This window comes from Bradyrhizobium sp. 482_C4_N1_8 (genome assembly GCF_052075965.1).
GTDB classification, from domain to species: Bacteria; Pseudomonadota; Alphaproteobacteria; order Rhizobiales; family Xanthobacteraceae; genus Bradyrhizobium; species Bradyrhizobium barranii.
Genome location: NZ_CP197231.1, coordinates 8894515 through 8915978, shown reverse-complemented (window position 1 = coordinate 8915978; position 21464 = coordinate 8894515). Strand labels below are relative to the sequence as shown.

The following is a 21464-nucleotide window of genomic DNA, read 5'->3' as shown; positions in this document are numbered from 1 at the left end:
GCGGGAATTGCCATGCAGCAATCGGGCCAAAGCGGCAAGTCCTACCTCGGAGGTAATCGCGCCAATGACGCCGATCTGCGAGTTTTGCGCGCAAATAAATCGCCGAAGGCTCGCGCGAAAATGCATCAAACCGTCACAAAACAAGTCGATTCGTCGCGCCGCTGGGGCGTGCTGGCGATCGTCGTCGCTGCTCAATTCATGTTCGGCGTCGACGCGTTCATCGTGAACGTCGCCATTCCCACTATCGCAGTGGACCTGCATGCGACGCCGGCGCAGATCGAATCCGTCATCGCGATATATCTGATCGCCTACGCCACGCTGGTCGTCACCGGCGGCCGCCTCGGCGACATCCACGGCACGAAGAATGTCTTCCTGGCCGGCGTGCTCGGTTTCACGGTGACCTCGCTGTGGTGCGGGTTGGCGCAATCGGGCGCGGAGCTGATCATCGCACGGCTGGCGCAGGGCGCGACTGCAGCGCTGATGGTGCCGCAGGTGCTGGCGACGCTGCATCTGCTCTTCACCGACGAACAGCGCAGCCGCGCTTTCGCCATCTACGGCATCGTGCTCGGGCTTGCGGGCGCCGCGGGCTTCCTGCTCGGTGGTCTCCTGGTCACGATCGACCTCGCCGGTACCGGCTGGCGCTCGGTGTTCTTCGTCAACGTGCCCTGCGGCCTCGTCATTGCGGCCGCCGCCTGGTGCATCATGCCGTCGGTGCCGCGCCGGGCCGGCACGCGGCTCGATATCAAAGGGAGCGTGGTGCTGTTCGCGGGGCTGTTGTGCCTGATCGGACCGCTGCTGTTCGGTCACGATGTCGGCTGGGCGCCGTGGCTATGGGCCGTGATGGCGGTCGGCGGCGCGATCCTTGTCGCGTTCCTGAAGCTCGAGCATGCGGTGGCGCGCGCCGGCGGCATGCCGCTGATCGATCTGACGCTGCTGTCCGATGCAGCCTTCCTGCGCGGGCTCGGCGCGGCGTTCTTTTTCTTCGTCGCCAACCTCTCGTTCTATCTGGTCATGACGCTGTTCATGCAGCGCGGCCTGAAGATCCCGCCGCTCGCAGCCGGCATGGCCTTCATTCCGCTCGCGCTGGCTTTCGTGGTCGCGTCGCGCCACAGCGGCGCGCGGGCGCGCCATCGCGGGACCAAGGTGTTGATCGAAGGCTGCATGCTGCAGATCGCGGGCCTCGCCGCACTCGCGCTGGTCACGGGGTATATCGATGCGCCCGCGCCGATCCTGCTCGCGCTCGTCATGATCATCTTCGGCTGCGGCCAGGGGCTGGTGATGGCGCCGCTATCCGGTGCGGTGCTCTCGACGGTGAAGCCTGTCGCGGCAGGCTCGGCGTCCGGCATGTACGGCACGACGGCGCAGATCGGAAATGCGGCCGGAGTGGCCGCAATCGGCGCGGCGTTAATCACGATCTGCGCCGCATTTCTGGCGTGGATGCGCCGCGTCTCTGCACGAAGTTGAGGCATTGCGGTTAATTCATGCGTATTCCTGCGGATTTTTGCGTGATTTCGGGTGATAGACAGCACACGGGCTTTTTATTTTGCACCGCAGCAACTATTTGGTTTGGGTGAACGTTGAACGTCGCCTGCCAGGAGTTGCCGTGTCGCTTGCCAAAAATCTCGCTCTCTTGAGACATCTGCCAAAGGTGGATGGTCTGCGCCTTGCCGAATTCGGCCGGAGCGCGGACGTATCCAGCCCGTTGGAAGAAGTCACGGGCTTCGGCGACAATCCCGGAAACCTGCGCATGTTCGCGTTCGTGCCGGCGCAACTCCAGAAGCCGCGCGCGCTCGTTGTCGTGCTGCATGGCTGCGGCCAGACCGCCGCTGCTTACGATCTCGGCGCGGGATGGTCGACGCTCGCGAAGCATTACGGCTTCGCGCTGGTGATGCCCGAGCAGCAACGCGTCAACAATGGCAACACCTGCTTCAACTGGTTCAATCCGGAAGACACTGCGCGGGACGGCGGCGAGGCGCGGTCGATCCGCGAGATGATCGCGCATATGGCCGAAGCGCACCGCATCGATCCCAAGCGCGTCTTCATCACCGGTCTCTCCGCCGGCGGCGGCATGACGTCGGTGATGCTCGCGACCTATCCGGAAGTTTTTGCGGCCGGTGCGGTGATCGCCGGGTTGCCCTATGGCATCGCCTCGAATCTGCGCGAGGCGCTGGACGGCATGTTTCATTCGCCGCAGCGGCCGGAGCGCGAACTCGGCGACTTCGTGCGGCGTGCCTCGAACCATCGCGGGCCGTGGCCGAAGATGTCGGTGTGGCACGGCAGCGCCGACCGCACCGTCAATCCCGGCAACGCCAGCGAGATCGTCAAGCAGTGGCTCGATTTGCACGATCTGCCGGCCGTGCCGATGGCGGAGACCATTGTCGACGGCTATCCGCGCCAGGCCTGGTGGAACAAGGACGGCGAAACCCTGGTCGAGTCCTACGCCATCACCGATATGGCCCACGGCACGCCGCTCGGCCTCGCCGACAATGATCAGCGCTACGGCATCGAAGGCGCATTCCTGATCGAGGCCGGTATTTCCTCGTCGTACAACATCGCAAAATTCTTCGGCCTCACCGGCTGGATTCCGGACGCGGCCGGGAAGAAGGCCGGGCCCGGGACGTCGAAGCCGGCGCTTTCACCCGCGCCGCATCTCGCCCGCTCGATCCGTGCTGCAGTCGCCGTTGCCGAAGAGCCGGCCGAGCCGAAGCGCGCGGCGGCGCGCGGCTTCGATCTCGGCCAGATCATCACGCGCGCACTGACCGCCGCGGGATTGATGAAGTAGTTCGTCGCTCGATAAGCGACGGCTACGCCGTCTGATCGATCCATTCGATCGGCGCCACCGTCACCTCGCCGCCGGCGACCTTCCGCGTCATCTCCTGATAGGCCTTGAAGAAGTCGCGCGATTGCAGCGCTTTTTGCGCAGCCTCGTCGGTGACGCTGGCGAGGTGGAAGTAGCTGGCGTCGTCGCGGTTCTTCAGGACCCGATAGCCGATCCGCCCCTTCAACTCCGGATCGCCCTCGATCGCCTTGATGAAGCGGCCGATCTCCTGGTGCCAGGCTTCCGTCGTGCCGTTTTTGAATTCGTACCTGATCATGAAATGCTTCATGTGACGCTCCCTGTTCGTCATGTGCGCCATCATCTGCGCCTTGCGGGCGATCCTGCAAGTATGGACAAAATTGATAGTATGGACTTTTTCGACGTCGCTCCTATCCTCCCGCAAGCTGGCTGCGTATGGAGGAGGCGACATGGCAAGGGCAAACCCGGCGCGCACCTGTCCGGTTACGGCCTTTCAGAAGATGATCAGCGGCAAGTACAAGCTCCGCATCGTCTGGGACCTCAAGGACGGTCCGCGCCGCTATGGCGAGATCAGGAGCGGCCTGTTGCGCGGCATGGCCGGCAGCGCCGAGATCACCCCGCGCGTGCTCAGCCGCGAATTGAAGGCGCTGACCCAAAGCGGCCTGATCGACCGCAAGGATTTTGGCGAGGTGCCGCCGAAGGTCGAGTATCGCCTGACGCGCAAAGGCAAGAGCTTCGTGCCGGTCGTCGCCGCGATCCGCGACTGGGGCGAACGCAACCTCAGTGACACCGCGGCGTTGGCGGAGGCCGCCGAGTAGAGCATGATCCGGAAAAGTGTGAAGCGGTTTTCCGAAAAGATCATGCTCAAGTAAAAGGCTACATCTCGCCGGTGATGAACGGATTGGTCATCCGTTCCTGGCCGATGCTCGAGCCGGCGCCGTGGCCGCAGATGAAGCCGACGTCGTCGCCGAGCGGCAAGAGCTTGGTCTTGATCGAGTTGATCAGCGTGGCGTGACTGCCGCCGGGCAGGTCGGTGCGCCCGACCGAGCCCGCAAACAGCACGTCGCCGACATGGGCAAAGCGCAAGTCCTTGTTGAAGAACACCACGCTGCCGGGCGAGTGGCCCGGGCAGTGCAAAATATCGAACTGCAGGCCGCCGATCGACACGCTGTCGCCCTCGTCGAGCCAGCGGTCCGGCTCGAAATTGCGGCCGCCGGTCATGCCGAAGCGCGCGCCGCTCTCGACCACGTTGTCGAGCAGGAATTTATCCGCGACATGCGGCCCCTCGATCGGCACCTTCAGCGCATCGCGCAATTCGGCCGCGCCGCCGACATGGTCGATATGGCCGTGGGTCAGCCAGATCTTCTCTACGGTGACGCCGGTCTGCTTGATCGCGTCCAGAATCTTCGGCACGTCCCCGCCGGGGTCGATCACCACGGCCTTCTTGCCGGGCTCGTCCCAGATGATGGTGCAGTTCTGCTCGAACAGCGTCACGGGGACGATGATCGCGCCAGCCTTGGCTTGCTGTGATTCTTGGGTATTGTTTTGCTCGGTCATGGCCTCACAATGCCGATTTTTGCCATGCCGCCAAGCAAAAGATTTGTGTCGTAGCCCCGGGAACAGCCGGTCGTCACACGGCCGTCCCAATTGGCCTGCTGGTTTGAACCGGGGCGTTCCTTTCGCGTTTTCTCGCGCAGGGTAGATTAGTGAGTGGTATTCCGGCCATGGCTCAGGGCGGCGACAATTGGTGGCGCGACGGCATCTTCTATCAGATCTACCCGCGCTCCTTTCAGGACTCAGACGGTGACGGCGTCGGCGATCTCGCCGGCATCCTGCGCCGGCTGCCTTACGTGAAATCGCTCGGCGTCGACGCGATCTGGCTGTCGCCGATCTTTCCCTCGCCGATGGCCGATTTCGGCTACGACATCTCCGACTATACCGGCATCGATCCGCTGTTCGGCACGATGGCGGATTTCGATGCGCTGCTCGCGGCTGCGCATGAAACCGGGCTGAAACTGATCCTCGACCTCGTGCCGAACCACACATCAAGCCAGCATCCCTGGTTCGTCGAGAGCCGGTCCTCGCGCGACAATCCCAAACGCGACTGGTACGTCTGGCGCGATCCGGCCGCCGATGGCGGTGTCCCGAACAACTGGCTGTCCGAATTTGGCGGCAGCGCCTGGCAATTCGACGAGACGACAGGTCAATATTACTACCACGCCTTCCTTGCCGAGCAGCCGGACCTCAACTGGCGCAATCCGGATGTCCGCGCGGCGATCTACGACGCGATGCGGTTCTGGCTGGAGAAAGGCGTCGACGGCTTCCGCGTCGATGTGATCTGGCACCTGATCAAGGATGCCGAATTCCGCGACAACCCGCCGAACCCGCATTACGTCGAGGGCCGGCCGCCGAACGAGAGGATCCTGACGCAATACTCCACCGACCAGCCGGAGGTGCATGACGTCATCGCCGAGATGCGGCGCGTCACGGATGCGTATCGCGACCGCGTGCTGATCGGCGAAATCTATCTGCCGCTGCACCGTCTGATGGCCTATTACGGCAACGATCTCACCGGCGCGCAGATGCCGTTCAACTTCGCGCTGCTCTCGACGTTCTGGAGCGCGCGCTCGATCGAGACAATCGTCGAGGATTACGAGAAGGCGCTGCCGAAGGGCGCCTGGCCGAACTGGGTGCTCGGCAATCACGATCGTCCGCGCGTCGCGAGTCGTGTCGGGCCGGAGCAGGCCCGCGTCGCCGCCATGTTGCTGCTGACGCTGCGCGGTACGCCGACGCTCTATTACGGCGACGAGATCGGCATGCATCAGCTGGCGATCTCCCCCGAGGACGTGCGCGATCCCTTCGAGAAGAATGTGCCCGGCATCGGAGTGGGGCGCGACGGCTGCCGTACGCCGATGCAGTGGGATGCGTCGCCGGCCAGCGGCTTCTCCGGCGTAAGGCCCTGGCTGCCGCTGCCGGAGGACCATATCCGCGAGAACGTCGCCGATCTCGAAGCCGATTCGCGTTCGATCCTCAGTCTGTACAAGCGGCTGATTGCCTTGCGGAAGGCATCTCCGGCGCTGGTCGAGGGCGACTACCATCCGATCGCCGCGCAAGGCGATCTGCTGGTCTATCGCCGCGAGGCCGAGGGCACCGCGATCATCGTCGTGCTCAATCTCGGGCCCGACCCGATCGCCGTGACCACCAGCGCGATCCGTTTCAACAGCGAGATCTTGCTGTCGACGTTTCTGGATCGCGAGGGCGAGAGGCTGGAAGGCGTGCTGGATCTGCGCGGGAACGAGGGCGTGGTGGTGATGCCGCCATATATCTAGCCGTTCGCGGGGACGACAGATGAGCGTGTGGCCGCGGTTCATCGGACAGTGTCCGCACCAACCGGAATCGGCTAAGCTCCCCCCATGGACAGCCCCGCCCGCAACATCGCTCTCGTTCCGCCGCCCGATCGCCGCCAGTCCGAGACGGCGCTTGCGATCGCGCGCGGCACGGCGCGGTTGCTGCGCTCGCTCGGCTTTACCTGCATCAGCGAATTACCGCTGCCGTCGGGCCGGCGCGCCGATCTGGTGGCGCTCAACGAGCGCGGCGAGATCTGGATCGTCGAGATCAAATCGTCGGTCGAGGATTTGCGTGCCGACCAGAAATGGCACGAATACCGCGCCCATTGCGACCGGCTGTTCTTCGCCTTCACGCAGGATCTGCCGTGCGAGATCTTCCCGCAAGACACCGGCCTGATCATTGCGGACGCCTATGGCGCGCACATGCAGTGCGAGGCGCCCGAGCACAAGCTTCAGGCCGCCACGCGCAAGCAGATGACGGTGCGTTTCGCGATGGCGGCAGCGCTCCGGATCAACCGTCTGGTCGACCCGCAGGGCCACGCGGATTTTTGGGAATGAAGTCGTAGGGTGGATTAGCGTAGACGCCGTAGGGTGGGCAAAGCGTAGCGTGCCCACCATCCAAGCCGATCAAAATTGAAGCAGAGTTGGTGGGCACGGCGCTACGCGCCTTTGCCCACCCTACGAGACCGTTACCGCGGCGCGCGCTTCGCCAGAATCCGCTGCAACGTACGACGGTGCATATTCAGCCGGCGCGCCGTCTCCGAGACGTTGCGGTTGCACATCTCGTAGATGCGCTGGATGTGCTCCCAGCGGACGCGGTCGGCGGACATCGGGTTGGTCGGCAACTCGGATTTCTCCGAGCTGGTCGAGAGCAGGGCGGCGACGACGTCGTCGGCATCCGCGGGCTTCGACAGATAATCGATCGCACCCATCTTCACGGCGGTCACGGCGGTGGCGATGTTGCCATAGCCGGTCAGCACGATCGCGCGGGCTTCGGGGCGCTTCTTCTTCAGCGCGGAGACGACGTCGAGACCATTGCCGTCGCCGAGCCGCAGATCCACGACGGCGAATGCGGGCGCGGCCTTGCCGATCTGCGCGAGGCCATCCGAGACGGTGTCACACGACGTCACCGCAAAGCCACGGGTCTCCATCGCGCGCGACAACCGCTCCAGGAACGGCTTGTCGTCCTCCACGATGAGAAGCGAGCGGTCGGTCTGTTCGTTCAGTTCGGCGATGGCGTTCAAGGTGTTGTCCTCTCTCTGCACATCTACATATGGCGTCGCAATCAGGCGGTGCCAAGGCCGCAAATAGTCGATCGGCCCTGCTGTGCGACGCAAGGTCGCGGCCTATCCTATTGTTTCTTCGAGCGTCTCGATAGTCTCAAAACGCTCTCTCGGCCAATTGATGTGAACCACAGCACCGTGTTCCGGAAAGGTCCGGTTGGTAAACGAGACCTTGGCCCCGGTGCGTTCCAGCAAGGTGCGCGCGATGAACACGCCAAGCCCGAGCCCGCGCCGCTCGCCGCCGCCGTCATCCAGATTGCGCCGCCGCGACAAATAGGGCTCGCCGATCCGGTTAAGGATATCGGGCGGAATGCCCGGGCCGTCGTCGGAGATCACGAGCTCGATCGTGTCCTTGTTCCACCATGCATTCACCTCGACGGTGGTGCGGGCGAAATCGACTGCGTTCTCGACGATGTTGCCGACGCCGTAGAGGATCGCCGGGTTGCGCGAGCCGATCGGCTCGGCGAAGGCCGCCACCGCGATCCGCACCTTGATGTCGACGCCGAAATCGCGGTGCGGGGCCACCACCTCCTCGATCAGCTCAGACATTTTCATGCGGTCGAACGGCGCGCCTTCGGAGGAAAGCTGGGTGATCTTGCTCAAGATGTCGCGGCAGCGCTGGGTCTGCTCGCGCAGGGTTTTCAGGTCGGCGGCGAAACTTGGGTCCTTCACCGTCTTTTCCAGCTCGCGCGAGATCAGGAAGATGGTCGCGAGCGGCGTGCCGAGCTCGTGCGCGGCTGCGGCGGCCAGGCCGTCGAGCTGGGTCAGATGCTGCTCGCGTGTCAGCACCAGCTCGGTCGCAGCCAGCGCGTCGGCGAGCTTGCGCGCCTCCTCCGTCACCTGGAACGAGTAGAGACTGGTGACGCCGATCGCGAGCACGATCGAGAGCCAGATGCCGATGAGATAAATCGGCGGCAGCACCAGGGGATCGTCGGAATCCCAGGGCAGCGGCAGATGGAAGAAGAACAGGACCGAAGCACAGGCCACCGCGAGCAGGCCGAGGCCGAAGGTGAGGCGGGCCGGCAGCGCCGTGGCCGAGATCAGAACGGGCGCGAGGAACAGGAACGAGAACGGGTTCTGCAGCCCGCCGGTGAAGAACAGCAGCCCCGCCAGCTCCACGATGTTCAGCGCGAGCAGTCCGGCCGCCTGCATCGGCTCCAGCCGTTGCAGCGGATTGGACACGGTCTGGAGCGCCAGGTTGAGCGCCGCCGACAGCGCGATGATGCTGACGCAGGGGACGATCTCGACGTTGAACTCCAGCCCCTGCGCCACGATGAAGATCGCCGCGAGCTGGCCGAGCACCGCGAGCCAGCGCAGCCGCAGGATCGTGTCCAGGCGGATATGCCGCTGTGCGTGGCGGAAATCGGTATCGGCAGTCTCAGTCATCTCGGCCAATGTGGCGGTGCCTTCTCGGTCACAAACGCGGGGCTCGCGGAACCACCCGGATTACAAGCCTTGCGCTATCCGCTGCAATAGCAGAAGAACGGCTAGCATGACCGGGAACGACAAAGCTTCAAGTCCGCCGACTGTCGCGGAGCGCGGCTCCTCTGCGGCCATTGCGGTCGATCACCTCGTCAAGGTCTACAAGCAGACCCGCGCCGTCGACGATATCTCCTTTTCGCTGCCGCGTGGCAGCATCACCGGGCTCCTGGGCGGCAACGGCGCCGGCAAGACCACGACCATCGCGATGATCATGGGCCTGGTGCTGCCGACCTCCGGCCGCGTGCAGGTGCTCGGGCATCGGATGCCGGAGCAGAGCGCGGCGGTGCTGGGGCGGATGAATTTCGAGAGCCCCTATGTCGACATGCCGATGCGCCTCACGGTGCGGCAGAACCTCACCGTGTTCGGCAAGCTCTATGCGGTGAAGAACGTCTCCGATCGCATCGCCAGGCTGGCCGACGAGCTTGATCTCACCGAATTCATCGACCGCGCCAACGGCAAGCTCTCCGCCGGGCAGAAGACCCGCGTCGCGCTGGCGAAGGCGCTGATCAACCAGCCCGCGCTTTTGTTGCTGGACGAGCCCACCGCCTCGCTCGACCCGGATACGGCCGACTGGGTGCGGGCGCATATGGAGCGCTATCGCAAGGAGAACAACGCCACCATCCTTCTGGCTTCGCACAACATGCTCGAGGTCGAGCGTCTGTGCGACCGCGTCATCATCATGAAGCGCGGCCGCATCGAGGACGACGACACGCCGGAGGCCATCATGGCGCGCTACAACCGCACCACGCTGGAGGAGGTGTTCCTGGACGTCGCGCGCGGGCGGGCGAACGGTGCGAAGGAGGCGGCGCGATGACCGAGCTCTCCCTCCACCGCGGCATTTCCATCCATCGCATCGGCGCGATGATCCTGCGCTACTGGTATCTGTTGATGTCGTCCTGGCCGCGGCTGCTCGAGCTGCTTTATTGGCCCGCGCTCCAGGTCATCACCTGGGGCTTTCTCCAGCTCTACATCGCCGAGAACGCCAATTTCTTCGCGCGCGCCGGCGGCACGCTGATCGGCGCCGTCATCCTCTGGGACATCCTGTTCCGCGGCCAGCTCGGCTTCTCGATCTCGTTCCTGGAGGAGATGTGGGCGCGCAACATCGGCAACCTCATGATGAGCCCCTTGAAGCCGATCGAGTTTCTGCTGTCGCTGATGATCATGAGCATGATCCGGCTCGCGATCGGCGTCATCCCGATGACGCTGCTCGCGCTGTTCCTGTTTCACTTCAACGTCTATGCCCTCGGTCTGCCGCTGATCGCGTTCTTCTGCAATCTGATCTTCACCAGCTGGGCGGTCGGCATCTTCGTCTCGGGGCTGGTCTTACGAAACGGCCTTGGCGCCGAGAGCATCGTCTGGACCCTGATGTTCGCGATCATGCCGCTCGCCTGCGTCTACTATCCCGTCAGCGTGCTGCCGGCATGGCTGCAGTACGTCGCCTGGTCGCTGCCGCCGACCTATGTGTTCGAGGGAATGCGGGCGCTCCTGATCGAACAGACCCTCCGGATCGATCTGATGTTGCGTGCGTTGGCCATCAACGCGGTGCTGCTGGTTGCATCTTTTGGGGCATTCCTTGCCCTTTTGCGGAGCGCCAAGAAGCACGGCTCGCTGCTCTCGAGCGGTGAATAATCTCACTTTCCCGTGGATTCAGGCTGATTTAGCCGTTCCGGCTCCGTAGATGTACGGAACCATGCATTGACGCAATATTACGCATTCGGCAGTATGTTGCGATGCGAAGAGGATTTTAACGATGCCTATTGGTGAGTTCGGCGGCGCGCCGCCCCTGGCGGCCGAAGGCAGTCCGGTCCTGACGACGCCGATGTACTGGATGTACGAGATGGGGCAGGCCTCTCTCAATCCGGCGCGTGCGGTCACCGATGCGACCAAGCTCCTGTTTCAGAATCCCCTCAATCCGTGGGCGCGCACCGAGGTCGGCAAGTCCGTCGCCGCGGCCTGTGAATTGTTCGAACGCACCACGCGCCGTTACGGCAAGCCGGAATGGGGCCTCAACGACACCGAGGTCAACGGCATCCGCGTTCCCGTCGAGGTCCGCTCGGTCTGGGAAAAGCCGTTCTGCAAGCTGCTCTACTTCGATCGCAAGTTCGCCCGTCCCTTGCGCAGCCCGCAGCCGCGCGTGCTGATCGTGGCGCCGATGTCCGGCCACTACGCGACGCTGCTGCGCGGCACGGTCGAGGCGTTCCTGCCGGCGCATGAGGTCTACATCACCGATTGGGCCGACGCCCGCATGGTGCCCCTGAGCGATGGCCGCTTCGATCTCGACGACTACATCGACTACGTCATCGAGATGCTGCACGTCCTTGGCGGCAACACCCATGTCATGGCGGTGTGCCAGCCCTCCGTTCCCGTCGTTGCCGCCGTCTCGATCATGGAAGCGCGGCGCGACCCCTTCGTGCCGACGTCGATGACGCTGATGGGCGGCCCGATCGACACCCGCCGCAATCCGACCGGGGTGAACAAGCTCGCCCAGGAGCGCGGCATCGACTGGTTCCGCAACACCGTCATCACCAAGGTGCCGTTCCCGCATCCGGGCATGATGCGCGACGTCTATCCGGGCTTCCTGCAGCTCAACGGGTTCATCAGCATGAACCTCGACCGGCACATGGACGCCCACAAGCGCCTGTTCGCCAATCTGGTGAAGGGCGACGGCGACCTCGTCGACAAGCATCGCGACTTCTACGACGAATATCTCGCGGTGATGGATCTCTCCGCCGAGTATTATCTGCAGACGGTCGACACCGTGTTCGTGAAGCACTCGCTGCCGAAGGGCGAGATGACCCATCGCGGAACACGCGTCGACCCCTCGAAGGTCACGCGCGTGGCGCTGATGACGGTCGAAGGCGAGAACGACGACATCTCCGGGCTCGGTCAGACCGAAGCAACACACACATTGTGCAGCTCGATCCCCGATCACCGCCGCGTTCATTACGTTCAGAAGGGCGTCGGGCATTACGGCGTGTTCAACGGCTCGCGCTTCAAGTCGGAAATCGTGCCGCGCATCCATGACTTCATGGTCTCGGCTGCGAATCCGAGCTCGTTGCAGGCCCTCGCGGCCGAATAAGCGCGTTTTTCGGCTTTCCCGCTGAAAATCGACGCCCTGCCGGGGGTTCCGGCAGGGGTTGGTTCCCTCCAGATTCGCGGTATTTAGGTAGCTTTATAGGAGTGATTCCCACCTCAGCCCTTGGGGGTGCCGCATGCGTCCAGCGGGGGCGAAAAAACCGGGTTCCAACCCCAGTCTGTAGGGTCTCCCGGACGCTAGACCGCTGTATATTGGGCAAATGATTTGTTTTTGCGCCGAGCGCTTTCCCTGGCGGCGGTTATGGCAGAATCCGGGCGCCCTCCTGCCCCCCGGACTGACAGACATGGCCACTCGCGCACTCCTCTATCGACGGCCCCACGAGCCGAAGACCCTGGTCATCACCCATGGATCGCAGTTTTTTGCGATTCGATTGCGTCGGCACCGCCGCGCGCGCCGCTACACGCTCAGAATCCATCCGAGCGATCGCGAAGCCATCCTCACCATCCCGCCGCGCGGCACGCTGGCCGAAGCCAAGGACTTCGCACAACGTCACGGCGCGTGGATCGCTGCACGTCTCGGCCGTTTGCCGAAGGCTGCGCCGTTCCAACCCGGCACAGTGATACCGCTACGCGGCACGGCCCATCGTATCGTTCATCGTGCCGGCACGCGCGGCACGGTATGGACGGAAGTGCGCGACAGCGGTGAACGCATTCTCTGCGTCGCCGGCGGGGTCGAGCATGTCGACCGCCGCGTCAGCGACTTCCTCAAGCGCGAGGCGCGCCACGATCTCCAGCGCTCGGCGGAGGCCTATGCCGTCGAGCTCGGCGTCAGGGTCAAGCGCCTCTCGATCCGCGATCAGTCCAGCCGTTGGGGCTCCTGCACCTCGGCCGGCTCGCTGTCGTTCTCCTGGCGCCTGATCCTCGCGCCGCCCTACGTGCTCGACTACCTCGCCGCGCACGAGGTCGCCCATCTCGTCGAGATGAACCACTCGGCGCGGTTCTGGCGCGTCTGCGGAAAGGCCTGCCCGTCGATGGAGCGCGCCAAGAAGTGGCTCGATACGCACGGCAACGACCTGCACCGCTATGGGGTCGAGGATTGATCCTCGTCGCAGACTAGGCCTCGCTGCTAGCCCAACACTCACTGTCGTCGCCCGGCTTGACCGGGCGACCCAGTATTCCAGAGGCGGTTATTGTTAAGCCGAGAAGCCGCAGCGTACTGGATTCCCCGCTTTCGCGGGGAATGACAGCGGAGGACGGGGCGACATCAGTGCGTCTCGTGCCACGCTTTCCGATTTCCCCGAACGACCGACCCATCGGACTATCTAAGGCGAGCAGCTCTCGTCGCGCGACATCGCGGACGCTGAACGCCGGCGATAGCTGCTCGTTGTTCGGCGTCAGCCGGGATGATCTTGCTTGATGTGCTTTGACTCGTCGCCCGGATGCCGGGCGTCCTCAGACCATCTCTCAGGTCAGGCGCTGATATCTGCGCTTGTCCCCGGCTGCGCGCGCGAGGCGAGATAGGACGATTGCAGTTGCACGGCGGCCTTCGGGCCCTCGGCCAGCATCGCCTGGAAGGCCGCGTCGAGCTGATCGCGACTATAGGTGGCAGAATTGCTTTGACGCGGTGTCCATTGCGATTGCGTGATCGCGGTGGACGCTTTTTCGACGGTGCCGCCAAGCAGCTTGGCGTAATTGTCGGCTCGCCATTGCGCCAGATCAGGTCCACTCAGGCCGGGAGGATCCTCGAGCTTGCCGATCTTTGCGGCCGCCGCGTTGGTCATCGTCGAGGACCCGCCATTGTACAGAGTGGCCACCACCTTGCCGTCAACCTTCACCTGGGCATAGGTGTTCTCAGGTGCATCGTCCGAGGCGGCCGGTTGAGTCGCGTTCGCGCCGTGGGTCATCAGCCAATTCGTTGCCATCAGGTCGCGCAGGACCGGGTTATCAGCCACCGAGATCGGCTTGGCGCCTTGCAGCGGCTTGAGTTGCGACACGCTGATTCCGGGGCTGCTGGTCGCAGCGTCAGTTGCAGTCGACGCCTCCGGCTGGAGATCTGATGTCGTTGTCACATTGGAACCGGACGTTGATGCAGGACGCAGATGGGGCAACGCCGCGCTGGATAGACCTGTAATCATGGAACGCTCCTTCCCACTAAACCCGAGTCTTCGGAACTCAACCTAAGAGAGCAATTCCTGGGCCGATGTCGGAGCCTTGAAGAGACTGGTGTTTTGGCGTTCAGGGATATTTCGGCATCGGTAAATCTTGCCGTCTTGGGCAGGACTTGTTGGGCAGGACTTGTTGGGCAGGACTTGCCGAAGCCGTGGCGCGATGTCAGCCGGAGCAAAACGCTGCTGGCCGCATCCAGTACGCCGCGGCAGCTGTTTTGAATCTCGACGTCTCGGAATACTGGATTCCCCGCTGGAGCCCGTCATTGGGCTAGCCGAAGGCGAGACCCGGTGGCGGGGAATGACAGTTGAGAGTGGGGCGACGTCAGCGCGCTTTGCGCGATCCCCGCCATACTTCGCGACGATTGCGCGGCACGCTCGATTTGTCCCGCCGGATCAAACGTTTCCTACAATCCACCGCGCGGCGCGCCTGAAGTCACCGGCTACTGTGCATGGGGTTGTTTTCGCGTTTTTTGTCTTGAGGCCCTGGGGACCTCAGCTCGAAGCTACCGATTTCCGCCGAACAGCCGGTCCATCAGCCAGCCGTCGAGGCCTGCTGCGGCTTCCGGCCGCACATTGGCGCGCGTCGGAGGCGGGCGATAGCCGCCACTGCTCGCCGGTGCCGGTCCAGGCGCCACCGCCGTCGGCGGCGACACCTGCGATGCCGCCTGCGCGAGGTTCGAGAGGCCCCAGGTCGCTTGCGAGTTCGGCAAGGCGGCCACCGGCACGCCCTCGTGCGCCGTGCGCATGAAGCGCGACCAGACTTCGACGGGCAGGCCGCCGCCGGTCGCCTTCTTGGTCGGCGAGTTGTCGTCATTGCCGAGCCAGACGCCGGTGACGAGGTTGGCGGTGTAGCCGATGAACCAGGCGTCGCGATAATCCTGGCTGGTACCGGTCTTGCCGGCCGCCGGCCAGCCGGGGATCTCCGCCTTCTTGGCGGTGCCTGATATCAGCGTCTCCCGCATCATCGTGTTCATCATGCCGACATAGCGCGGGTCGATCACCTGATTGCGCTCTTCCGCTTGCCGCATGTAGAGCAGCTTGCCACTGAGCGTCCTGATCCGTGTGACGACATGCGGCGCCACGGCGAAGCCGCCATTGGCGAAGGGGGCGTAGGCGCCGACCAGCTCGACGACCGAGACTTCGGAGGTGCCGAGCGCGATCGAGGCATTGGGCTCGAGCTTCGAGGAGATGCCGAGCCGGTGCGCGGTGCGCACAACGTTCTTCGGCCCGACCTCGAGACCGAGGCGGATGGCGACGGTGTTGAGCGACATCGCCAGCGCCTGCGTCAGCGTCACCGCGCCGAAATATTCATGGGTGTAGTTCTCGGGCTTCCAGCCCTTGACCTCGATCGGCGCGTCCTGGCGCACCGTGTCCGGCGTCAGCCCCTGCTCGAGCGCGGTCAGGTACACGAACGGCTTGAACGAGGAGCCCGGCTGGCGCTTCGCAGTGACCGCGCGGTTGTACTGGCTGTCGGAATAGTTCCGTCCGCCGACCAAGGCGCGCACCGCGCCGTCGGGCGTCATCGCCACCAGCGCGCCCTGGCTGACATTGAACTTGACGCTCTTGGCCGCGAGCTCGTCGATGATGGCGGCTTCCGCCACGCTCTGCAGCTTCGGATCGATCGTGGTCTCGACCTTGATGCTCTCGTCGATCTGGCCGACCAGATCGTCCAGCACCTCGCCGATCCAGTCGGCGACGTAGTTGAGCGTGCCGGCGCCGGCCGGCTTCACGTTGTAGGAGGGGTGGCCGATCGAGGCCTGCGCCTGTGCTTCGGTGATGAACTTGGCATCCGCCATCGCCGCGAGCACGATCTGCGCGCGCGCTTCCGCGCCTTCCGGATTGCGGTTCGGCGCCAGCCGCGACGGCGATTTGACGAGGCCCGCCAGCATCGCGGCCTCGGCGACGGTGACGTCCTTCGCCGACTTGCCGAAATATTTCTGCGCCGCGGCCTCGACGCCATAGGCGCCCGAGCCGAAATAGACGCGGTTGAGATAGAGCTCCAGAATCTCGTTCTTGGAATGCTTGCGCTCCAGCCAGATCGCGAGCTCCGCCTCCTGCAGCTTGCGCGCCATGGTCCGCTCCTGGGTCAGGAACAGGTTTTTCGCGAGCTGCTGCGTCAAGGTCGAGCCGCCCTGCGAGACGCCGCGATGGAGTACGTTGGTGACGAGGGCCCGCAGGATGCCAATCGGGTCGATGCCGAAATGCGAGTAGAAGCGGCGATCCTCGATGGCGATGAAGGCCTTCGGCAGATAGGGGGGCAGGTCCTTCAGCGAGACGTTGGCGCCCGCCATCTCGCCGCGCTGCGCCAGCATACTGCCGTCGATGCCGACGATCTGGATCGTCGGCGGGCGCTTGGGAATCTCCAGCGACTGGATCGGCGGCAGATGGGCGCCGACATAGATCACGACGCCGATCACGGCGATCATGCCCCACAGGCCGAGCACCGCACCCCAATAGACGAGGCGGCCGAGGCTGAAGCCTCCGCCCGATTTCGACCGGCGCTTGGCGCCGCTGCGGCCGGCTTGTGCCTTCCGCTCGCGCGGCGGCTCGTCGCCGGCATCCTCGCTCTTGCGCTTGGCGGATGATTTCGTTGATTTCTTCGGCTTGTCCTCGCCGCCGGGGACGCGGTCGGCCGCGGTCAGGCGCAGATCGGCGAGCGCAGCAGGCAAGCCGAACAACGGCTCCTTCCGCCCACCCTTTTTCTTTCCCCACGCCATACGCAAAACGCCCGGTCAGCCCGCCCCGCCGCACGCTACCGGTCGCTGTTTAAGGCCCGGTTACCCAGAGCTTAACGCGCGATTAGGAGGTGCGGCATTCGCCTGCCGCAGTTCCGCTCGCCGGGCGGCAGGGCTAGGATCGCCCGCATAAAACAAGAGGGAACCGGCATGGGCCATATCGATCCGAGCAAGGAGATTTTCGCGCAGTTCCGGGACAACGACCGCCCCGGCCCGATCCACATGCTCAATCTGGTGCGTTTGCGCAAAGAGGCGGCCTATCCTGACGGCCGCAAGGCGAGCGGCGCGGAAGCCTACGCTGCCTATGGCCGCAACAGCGGCCCGGTGTTCGAGCGCCTCGGCGGCCGCATCGTCTGGCAGGGCAAATTCGAGCTGATGCTGATTGGCCCGCAAGAGGAGCGCTGGGACCATTGCTTCATCGCCGAATATCCAAGCGTTGCCGCCTTCGTCGAGATGATCCGCGATCCCGTCTATCGCGAAGCGGTGAAGCATCGGCAGGCCGCGGTGGAGGATTCACGGCTGATACGGCACGCGGTGCTGCCGGTGGGGAAGAATTTTGGGGAGATACCGGAGTAGATGTCTCTGCGCGCATCTCCCTCCGCCGTCATGGCCGGGCTTGACCCGGCCATCCACGCCCTTGCCTTGCCGCTCCAAGAACGTGGATGCCCGGGCCTTCGCCGCGCCGAAGCGGCTTCGGCCGCGCAGGCGGGACAAGCCCGGGCATGACGTCGTTGAGGCAGTTGTTTCCGAGAACTAATCGATCGGGCCGGCATCCTCCAGGATCGGGCCGAACAGCTCCCAGCGCTCACCGTTGAACTTCATCATCTGAAGCTGCTTGTTGACGCGGTAGTCGGTCGGCGAGGTGTTGGCCTTGATGCCGGGCAGCGCGGTGTCACTGACGACGTCCTTCAGCGACGCGGCCTGCTTCATGACGTTCTCGCGCGTCAGGTCGTCGCCGCACTGCTTCAGCACATGGACCAGCAGCTGCGCCGTGCTGTAGCCGTAGGTGTTGAAGTTCGAGTCCTTGTCGCCGTCCGGATAGTACTTCGCCATGAAGTCGAAATACCTCTTCAGGCCGGCATCGTCCTTCCAGGTCGGATCGAGCGGTTCCTTGCCGTAGTTGACGCTGATCAAACCCTTGGCGGCATCGAGGCCGGCCGGCTTCAGCACCGCGCCGACCGAGGTGGCGTTGATGTCGACGATCTGCACCGGATGCCAGCCCATCTCGGCGATCTTCTTGATCGCTTGTGCGGCCTGCTTCGGCGTGGTGGCGCTGAAGAACAGATCGGCGCCGGCGTCCTTGATCTTGAGGACCTGCGAATCGACGGTCGGATCGGAGACTTCGTAGGAGGCTTCGGTCACGATCATCTTGGCGGCCTTGTCGCCGAGGCCGGCCTTGATGCCGTTCAGATAGTCCTTGCCGAGGTCGTCGTTCTGATAGAGCACGCCGATCTTGGCGTTGGGATGCTCCTTCAGAATGTACTGGCCGTAGATGCGGCCTTCGACGAAGTAGTTGGGATTGAAGCCCATGGTCCACGGGAAGTTCTTCGGATCGGTGAACCTCGATGCGCCGGTGGCCGCGAACAACTGCGGCACCTTCTTGGAGTTGAGATATTTCTGCACCGCCGCGTTCACGGGCGTGCCGATGATCTGGAAGGTCAGCAACACCTCGTCGCTCTCGACGAGCTTGCGGATCTGCTCCACGGCCTTCGGCGGCGAATAGGCGTCGTCATACTGGATCAGGTTGATTTTGCGACCGTTGACGCCGCCCTGGTCGTTGATCATCTTGAAATAGGCGGCCTGGGTCTTGCCGATCGACGAATAGACCGATGCAGGTCCCGAGAACGGCATGGTCTGTCCGACCTTGATCTCGGTGTCGCTGGCGCCCGGATCATATTTTTTCTGGGCACTGGCCGTGGTGACCGACAGCGCCAGGGTCAGCGCCGTTGTCGCGGCCAGATGCAGCATTCCATTCCTCATTCGCAATTTCCTCAGTTTGTTATTGCCGATGATCTGCCCGGATGCTCTTGCGCACAGGACGTCACCGCTGAGGGCGATTGTGGATGAGGCGTTGCTGCAACGCAAGGTGGGTGGAGACGCGCAGTTCGTAGGGTGGGTCAGCCTTGCGGCTGCGCGAAGCGCAGTCCGCCAGGCGTAACCCACCACTTCTGTTGCCGCGGATGTCGAAGAGGTGGATTACGCCGAGCAGATGCGCTTTGCGCATCTGCAGGGCTAATCCACCCTGCGCAGTTACTAACCCGCCGGGCCGTTGTCCTCGATGATCGGGCCGAACAGCTCCCAACGCTCGCCGTTGAACTTCATCATCTGCATCTGCTTGTTGACGCGATAATCGTTCGGTCCGGTGTTGATCTTGATGCCGGGCAGCGCGAAGCTCGGGGTGAAGTCCTTGATGTTGGCGACCTGCTTCATCACGTTCTCACGCGACAGGTCGTCGCCGCACTGTTTCAGCACCTGCGTCAGCAACTCGGCGACCGAATAAGCATAGGTGTTGACCGTGTTGAGCTTGTCGCCTTCGGGGAAATACTTGTCCATGAAGGCGAAGAACGCTTTCACGCCCGGATCGTCCTTCCACTGCGGGTCACTCGGCTCCTTGCCGTATTGGGTCGAGATGATGCCCTTGGAGATGTCGAGGCCGGCCGGCTTTAGCGTCGCCGAGATCGGGCTCGCGTTGATGTCGAGGATGTGCACCGGCGTCCAGCCGAGCTCGGCCACCTTCTTGATGGCCTGCGCCGCGAACTTCGGCGTCGAGGCATCGTAGAAAAGATCGGCACCGAGCGACTTCAGCTTGACCACCTGCGAGTCGACGGTCGGGTCGGTGACCTCGTAGGACACTTCGCCGACGATCATCTTGGCGGCCTTGTCGCCGAGGCCGCTCTTGAGGCCGGCGAGATAGTCGCGGCCCATGTCGTCGTTCTGGTAGAGCACGCCGATCTTGGCATTGGGGTGATTGGCGAGAATGTACTTGGCGTAGATGCGTCCCTCGGACACGTAGTTGGGATTGTAGGCGATGGTCCAGGGATAGTTCTGCGGATCGTTGAAGCGTGCGGCGCCGGTGGAGGCCAGCAGCTGCGGGATCTTCTTGCCGTTGAGATATTTCTGCACGGCGGCGTTCGCGGCCGTGCCGATGATCTGGAAGGTGAACAGCACCTCGTCGCCTTCGACGAGCTTGCGCACCTGCTCGACCGTCTTCGGCGGCGAATAGGCATCGTCATACTGGATCAGATTGATCTTGCGGCCGTTGATGCCGCCCTGATCGTTGATCATCTTGAAGTAGGCGGCCTGGGTCTTGCCGATATTGGCGTAGACGGAATAGGCACCGGAGAACGGCACGGTCTGGCCGATCTTGATCTCGGTGTCGCTCGCGCCGGTGTCGTATTTCTTCTGGGCGAGGGCTTGGCTGGCGGAGAACGCGAAGGCGAGCGCCGCCGTGGCAGCTATGAAGGCTCTGCGATTGTTCATCTTGGTTGTTCCTCCTGACGGAATTTCCGGTCGACGGTCTTTTCCCGTTGATTGCAACGGTCGCCATCGCTGCCGGAGAGTGTGGAGGAAGGTCCGGCGCCGCGCAAGGATCGCGACGCTGCGCCGTAGCGTCTCAGGTCACGAGAATCAGGTCAGAAACAGCGCAACCAGCGCGATCGCCGCCGGCAGCGCCTGCACGAGCAGGATGCGGGTGCTAACGGTCGCCGCACCATAGGCGCCGGCCACGATCACGCAGAGCAGGAAGAATGCCTTGATCTGGAATGCGAAGGCCGGGTTGCCGTGGACGAGGCCCCAGATCAGGCCGGCGGCGAGGAAGCCGTTATAGAGCCCTTGGTTGGCCGCCAGCACCTTCGTGATCTCGGCCTTTTCAGGCGTATTGCGGAATGTCTTCAAGCCAAGCGGCTTGTCCCAGAGAAACATCTCCAGGATCAGGAAGTAGGCGTGCAGTGCGGCGACCAGCGCCACCAGGACATTGGTGATCAGAATCAAGTTGAGCCCCCCAAAGCGTCAGCTTTCGGGTGGACGTTAGCACGGCCGGCATGGCAAGTGCGATGGCGTGTTTCGATGCAATGGTGCCGCAATGCCCGCTCGATCAACCAAACCGCCTGAACGATTCGGCCTCGATCGCCTGACGACGCCGATCGGGATCGCGCTGCTCGTCACCGATGCCGAGGGTGCGCTGCGCGCGCTCGACTGGGAAGACTACGAGCCCCGCATGCGCGAGCTGTTGCGCCTGCACTACGGCGCCGTGGATCTGAGCGATCAGCCTGCGCCGACGGAGATGCGGACGGCGCTGTCGGGCTATTTCGAAGGCGATCTCGGCCAGCTCTCGGGCGTCGCATGGCGCATCGCCGGCACGCCGTTCCAGCAGAAGGTCTGGACCGCGTTGGCAAAGATCCCTGCCGGCACCACGATGAGCTATGGCGCGCTGGCCGCAAGGATCGATATGCCCAAAGCCATTCGTGCCGTCGGCCATGCCAACGGCTCAAACCCGATCAGCGTGGTGCTGCCCTGTCACCGCCTGATCGGCGCGGATGGCTCGCTGGTGAAATATGGCGGCGGGCTCGAGCGGAAGCGCTGGCTGCTGCGGCATGAGGGGGTAGAGATTTAGCTCT

20 protein-coding genes are annotated in these 21464 nt (G+C 63.7%); 11 read left to right on the top strand and 9 right to left on the bottom strand.

Annotation, left to right across the window (positions count from 1 at the left end):
- The first annotated feature begins 120 nt into the window (after positions 1–120).
- Together AB7Z56_RS42195 and AB7Z56_RS42190 are read left to right on the top strand one after the other, a co-directional pair.
- Positions 121–1464, top strand: coding sequence for an MFS transporter (locus AB7Z56_RS42195; protein WP_354097297.1), 1344 nt, complete (start codon positions 121–123; stop codon positions 1462–1464).
- 139 nt (positions 1465–1603) lie between these two features.
- Complete coding sequence (locus AB7Z56_RS42190; protein ID WP_063980060.1) at positions 1604–2782, top strand: extracellular catalytic domain type 1 short-chain-length polyhydroxyalkanoate depolymerase; 1179 nt, start codon at positions 1604–1606, stop codon at positions 2780–2782.
- A gap of 22 nt (positions 2783–2804) precedes the next feature.
- On the opposite strand, the gene AB7Z56_RS42185 is transcribed toward AB7Z56_RS42190, so the two are convergent.
- The gene (locus AB7Z56_RS42185; RefSeq protein ID WP_231143720.1) at positions 2805–3107 is read right to left on the bottom strand and encodes a hypothetical protein; all 303 of its coding nucleotides are present in this window, start codon (positions 3105–3107) and stop codon (positions 2805–2807) included.
- Positions 3108–3246: 139 nt separating this feature from the next.
- Between AB7Z56_RS42185 and AB7Z56_RS42180 the strand changes: the two genes are divergently transcribed.
- Positions 3247–3615: a winged helix-turn-helix transcriptional regulator gene (locus AB7Z56_RS42180; RefSeq protein ID WP_063980058.1), complete on the top strand. Its 369-nt coding sequence runs from the start codon at positions 3247–3249 to the stop codon at positions 3613–3615.
- Positions 3616–3673: 58 nt separating this feature from the next.
- Here the strand turns inward: AB7Z56_RS42180 and AB7Z56_RS42175 are convergent, their stop codons facing one another.
- Positions 3674–4354, bottom strand: a complete 681-nt coding sequence (locus AB7Z56_RS42175) for an MBL fold metallo-hydrolase (RefSeq protein ID WP_063980057.1) — start codon at positions 4352–4354, stop codon at positions 3674–3676.
- Between the two features lie 167 nt (positions 4355–4521).
- Between AB7Z56_RS42175 and AB7Z56_RS42170 the strand changes: the two genes are divergently transcribed.
- The gene (locus AB7Z56_RS42170; protein WP_063980056.1) at positions 4522–6126 is read left to right on the top strand and encodes an alpha-amylase family glycosyl hydrolase; all 1605 of its coding nucleotides are present in this window, start codon (positions 4522–4524) and stop codon (positions 6124–6126) included.
- Between the two features lie 84 nt (positions 6127–6210).
- Positions 6211–6702: an MmcB family DNA repair protein gene (locus tag AB7Z56_RS42165; RefSeq protein WP_063980055.1), complete on the top strand. Its 492-nt coding sequence runs from the start codon at positions 6211–6213 to the stop codon at positions 6700–6702.
- 131 nt (positions 6703–6833) lie between these two features.
- Here AB7Z56_RS42165 and AB7Z56_RS42160 read toward each other — a convergent pair whose 3' ends face one another.
- Both AB7Z56_RS42160 and AB7Z56_RS42155 read right to left on the bottom strand, forming a co-directional pair.
- Positions 6834–7388: an ActR/PrrA/RegA family redox response regulator transcription factor gene (locus AB7Z56_RS42160; RefSeq protein WP_014491094.1), complete on the bottom strand. Its 555-nt coding sequence runs from the start codon at positions 7386–7388 to the stop codon at positions 6834–6836.
- Between the two features lie 102 nt (positions 7389–7490).
- A complete protein-coding gene (locus AB7Z56_RS42155) occupies positions 7491–8813 on the bottom strand; it encodes an ActS/PrrB/RegB family redox-sensitive histidine kinase (RefSeq protein ID WP_028149359.1) in 1323 nt (440 codons plus the stop codon).
- A 106-nt stretch (positions 8814–8919) separates the two neighbouring features.
- Between AB7Z56_RS42155 and AB7Z56_RS42150 the strand changes: the two genes are divergently transcribed.
- From AB7Z56_RS42150 to AB7Z56_RS42135, 4 genes are all read left to right on the top strand, one after another.
- On the top strand, positions 8920–9723 hold the full coding sequence (locus AB7Z56_RS42150) for an ABC transporter ATP-binding protein (RefSeq protein WP_063980054.1): 804 nt from the start codon (positions 8920–8922) through the stop codon (positions 9721–9723).
- Positions 9720–10538, top strand: coding sequence for an ABC transporter permease (locus tag AB7Z56_RS42145; protein ID WP_063980053.1), 819 nt, complete (start codon positions 9720–9722; stop codon positions 10536–10538). The genes AB7Z56_RS42150 and AB7Z56_RS42145 overlap by 4 nt, the downstream gene beginning before the upstream one ends.
- 121 nt (positions 10539–10659) lie before the next feature.
- Positions 10660–11988: a polyhydroxyalkanoate depolymerase gene (locus tag AB7Z56_RS42140; RefSeq protein WP_063980052.1), complete on the top strand. Its 1329-nt coding sequence runs from the start codon at positions 10660–10662 to the stop codon at positions 11986–11988.
- 217 nt (positions 11989–12205) lie between these two features.
- Entirely contained in the window at positions 12206–13045 is an 840-nt protein-coding gene (locus tag AB7Z56_RS42135; RefSeq protein ID WP_063980051.1) for a M48 family metallopeptidase, read from the top strand.
- 369 nt (positions 13046–13414) lie between these two features.
- Here AB7Z56_RS42135 and AB7Z56_RS42130 read toward each other — a convergent pair whose 3' ends face one another.
- On the bottom strand, positions 13415–14080 hold the full coding sequence (locus AB7Z56_RS42130; protein WP_063980050.1) for a hypothetical protein: 666 nt from the start codon (positions 14078–14080) through the stop codon (positions 13415–13417).
- Positions 14081–14616: 536 nt separating this feature from the next.
- Positions 14617–16830, bottom strand: coding sequence for a transglycosylase domain-containing protein (locus AB7Z56_RS42125; RefSeq protein ID WP_063980049.1), 2214 nt, complete (start codon positions 16828–16830; stop codon positions 14617–14619).
- Between the two features lie 168 nt (positions 16831–16998).
- On the opposite strand from AB7Z56_RS42125, the gene AB7Z56_RS42120 reads away from it, so the two are divergent.
- Positions 16999–17424 carry a DUF1330 domain-containing protein gene (locus AB7Z56_RS42120; protein WP_063980048.1) on the top strand — a complete coding sequence of 142 codons (426 nt, stop codon included), beginning with the start codon at positions 16999–17001 and terminating at the stop codon, positions 17422–17424.
- A gap of 177 nt (positions 17425–17601) precedes the next feature.
- On the opposite strand, the gene AB7Z56_RS42115 is transcribed toward AB7Z56_RS42120, so the two are convergent.
- From AB7Z56_RS42115 to AB7Z56_RS42105, 3 genes are all read right to left on the bottom strand, one after another.
- Positions 17602–18828: an ABC transporter substrate-binding protein gene (locus AB7Z56_RS42115; RefSeq protein ID WP_063980047.1), complete on the bottom strand. Its 1227-nt coding sequence runs from the start codon at positions 18826–18828 to the stop codon at positions 17602–17604.
- 273 nt (positions 18829–19101) lie between these two features.
- Positions 19102–20328 (bottom strand): ABC transporter substrate-binding protein, encoded by a 1227-nt coding sequence (locus AB7Z56_RS42110; RefSeq protein ID WP_063980046.1) that lies wholly within the window; start codon positions 20326–20328, stop codon positions 19102–19104.
- A 147-nt stretch (positions 20329–20475) separates the two neighbouring features.
- Positions 20476–20832, bottom strand: a complete 357-nt coding sequence (locus tag AB7Z56_RS42105) for a DUF1304 domain-containing protein (protein WP_187388035.1) — start codon at positions 20830–20832, stop codon at positions 20476–20478.
- A 97-nt stretch (positions 20833–20929) separates the two neighbouring features.
- Between AB7Z56_RS42105 and AB7Z56_RS42100 the strand changes: the two genes are divergently transcribed.
- On the top strand, positions 20930–21460 hold the full coding sequence (locus AB7Z56_RS42100; protein ID WP_063980044.1) for a methylated-DNA--[protein]-cysteine S-methyltransferase: 531 nt from the start codon (positions 20930–20932) through the stop codon (positions 21458–21460).
- The last annotated feature ends 4 nt before the right edge of the window (positions 21461–21464 follow it).

What these genes read in the sequence shown, in the direction of transcription:
- AB7Z56_RS42110 (WP_063980046.1), bottom strand. Translation starts at nt 20,328, where the DNA reads ATGAACAATCGCAGAGCCTTCATAGCTGCCACGGCGGCGCTCGCCTTC.
- AB7Z56_RS42125 (WP_063980049.1), bottom strand. Translation starts at nt 16,830, where the DNA reads ATGGCGTGGGGAAAGAAAAAGGGTGGGCGGAAGGAGCCGTTGTTCGGC.
- AB7Z56_RS42120 (WP_063980048.1), top strand. Translation starts at nt 16,999, where the DNA reads ATGGGCCATATCGATCCGAGCAAGGAGATTTTCGCGCAGTTCCGGGAC.
- AB7Z56_RS42145 (WP_063980053.1), top strand. Translation starts at nt 9,720, where the DNA reads ATGACCGAGCTCTCCCTCCACCGCGGCATTTCCATCCATCGCATCGGC.
- AB7Z56_RS42165 (WP_063980055.1), top strand. Translation starts at nt 6,211, where the DNA reads ATGGACAGCCCCGCCCGCAACATCGCTCTCGTTCCGCCGCCCGATCGC.
- AB7Z56_RS42195 (WP_354097297.1), top strand. Translation starts at nt 121, where the DNA reads ATGCATCAAACCGTCACAAAACAAGTCGATTCGTCGCGCCGCTGGGGC.
- AB7Z56_RS42130 (WP_063980050.1), bottom strand. Translation starts at nt 14,080, where the DNA reads ATGATTACAGGTCTATCCAGCGCGGCGTTGCCCCATCTGCGTCCTGCA.
- AB7Z56_RS42175 (WP_063980057.1), bottom strand. Translation starts at nt 4,354, where the DNA reads ATGACCGAGCAAAACAATACCCAAGAATCACAGCAAGCCAAGGCTGGC.
- AB7Z56_RS42155 (WP_028149359.1), bottom strand. Translation starts at nt 8,813, where the DNA reads ATGACTGAGACTGCCGATACCGATTTCCGCCACGCACAGCGGCATATC.
- AB7Z56_RS42100 (WP_063980044.1), top strand. Translation starts at nt 20,930, where the DNA reads ATGCCCGCTCGATCAACCAAACCGCCTGAACGATTCGGCCTCGATCGC.
- AB7Z56_RS42170 (WP_063980056.1), top strand. Translation starts at nt 4,522, where the DNA reads ATGGCTCAGGGCGGCGACAATTGGTGGCGCGACGGCATCTTCTATCAG.
- AB7Z56_RS42115 (WP_063980047.1), bottom strand. Translation starts at nt 18,828, where the DNA reads ATGAGGAATGGAATGCTGCATCTGGCCGCGACAACGGCGCTGACCCTG.
- AB7Z56_RS42140 (WP_063980052.1), top strand. Translation starts at nt 10,660, where the DNA reads ATGCCTATTGGTGAGTTCGGCGGCGCGCCGCCCCTGGCGGCCGAAGGC.
- AB7Z56_RS42180 (WP_063980058.1), top strand. Translation starts at nt 3,247, where the DNA reads ATGGCAAGGGCAAACCCGGCGCGCACCTGTCCGGTTACGGCCTTTCAG.
- AB7Z56_RS42135 (WP_063980051.1), top strand. Translation starts at nt 12,206, where the DNA reads ATGATTTGTTTTTGCGCCGAGCGCTTTCCCTGGCGGCGGTTATGGCAG.
- AB7Z56_RS42185 (WP_231143720.1), bottom strand. Translation starts at nt 3,107, where the DNA reads ATGAAGCATTTCATGATCAGGTACGAATTCAAAAACGGCACGACGGAA.
- AB7Z56_RS42150 (WP_063980054.1), top strand. Translation starts at nt 8,920, where the DNA reads ATGACCGGGAACGACAAAGCTTCAAGTCCGCCGACTGTCGCGGAGCGC.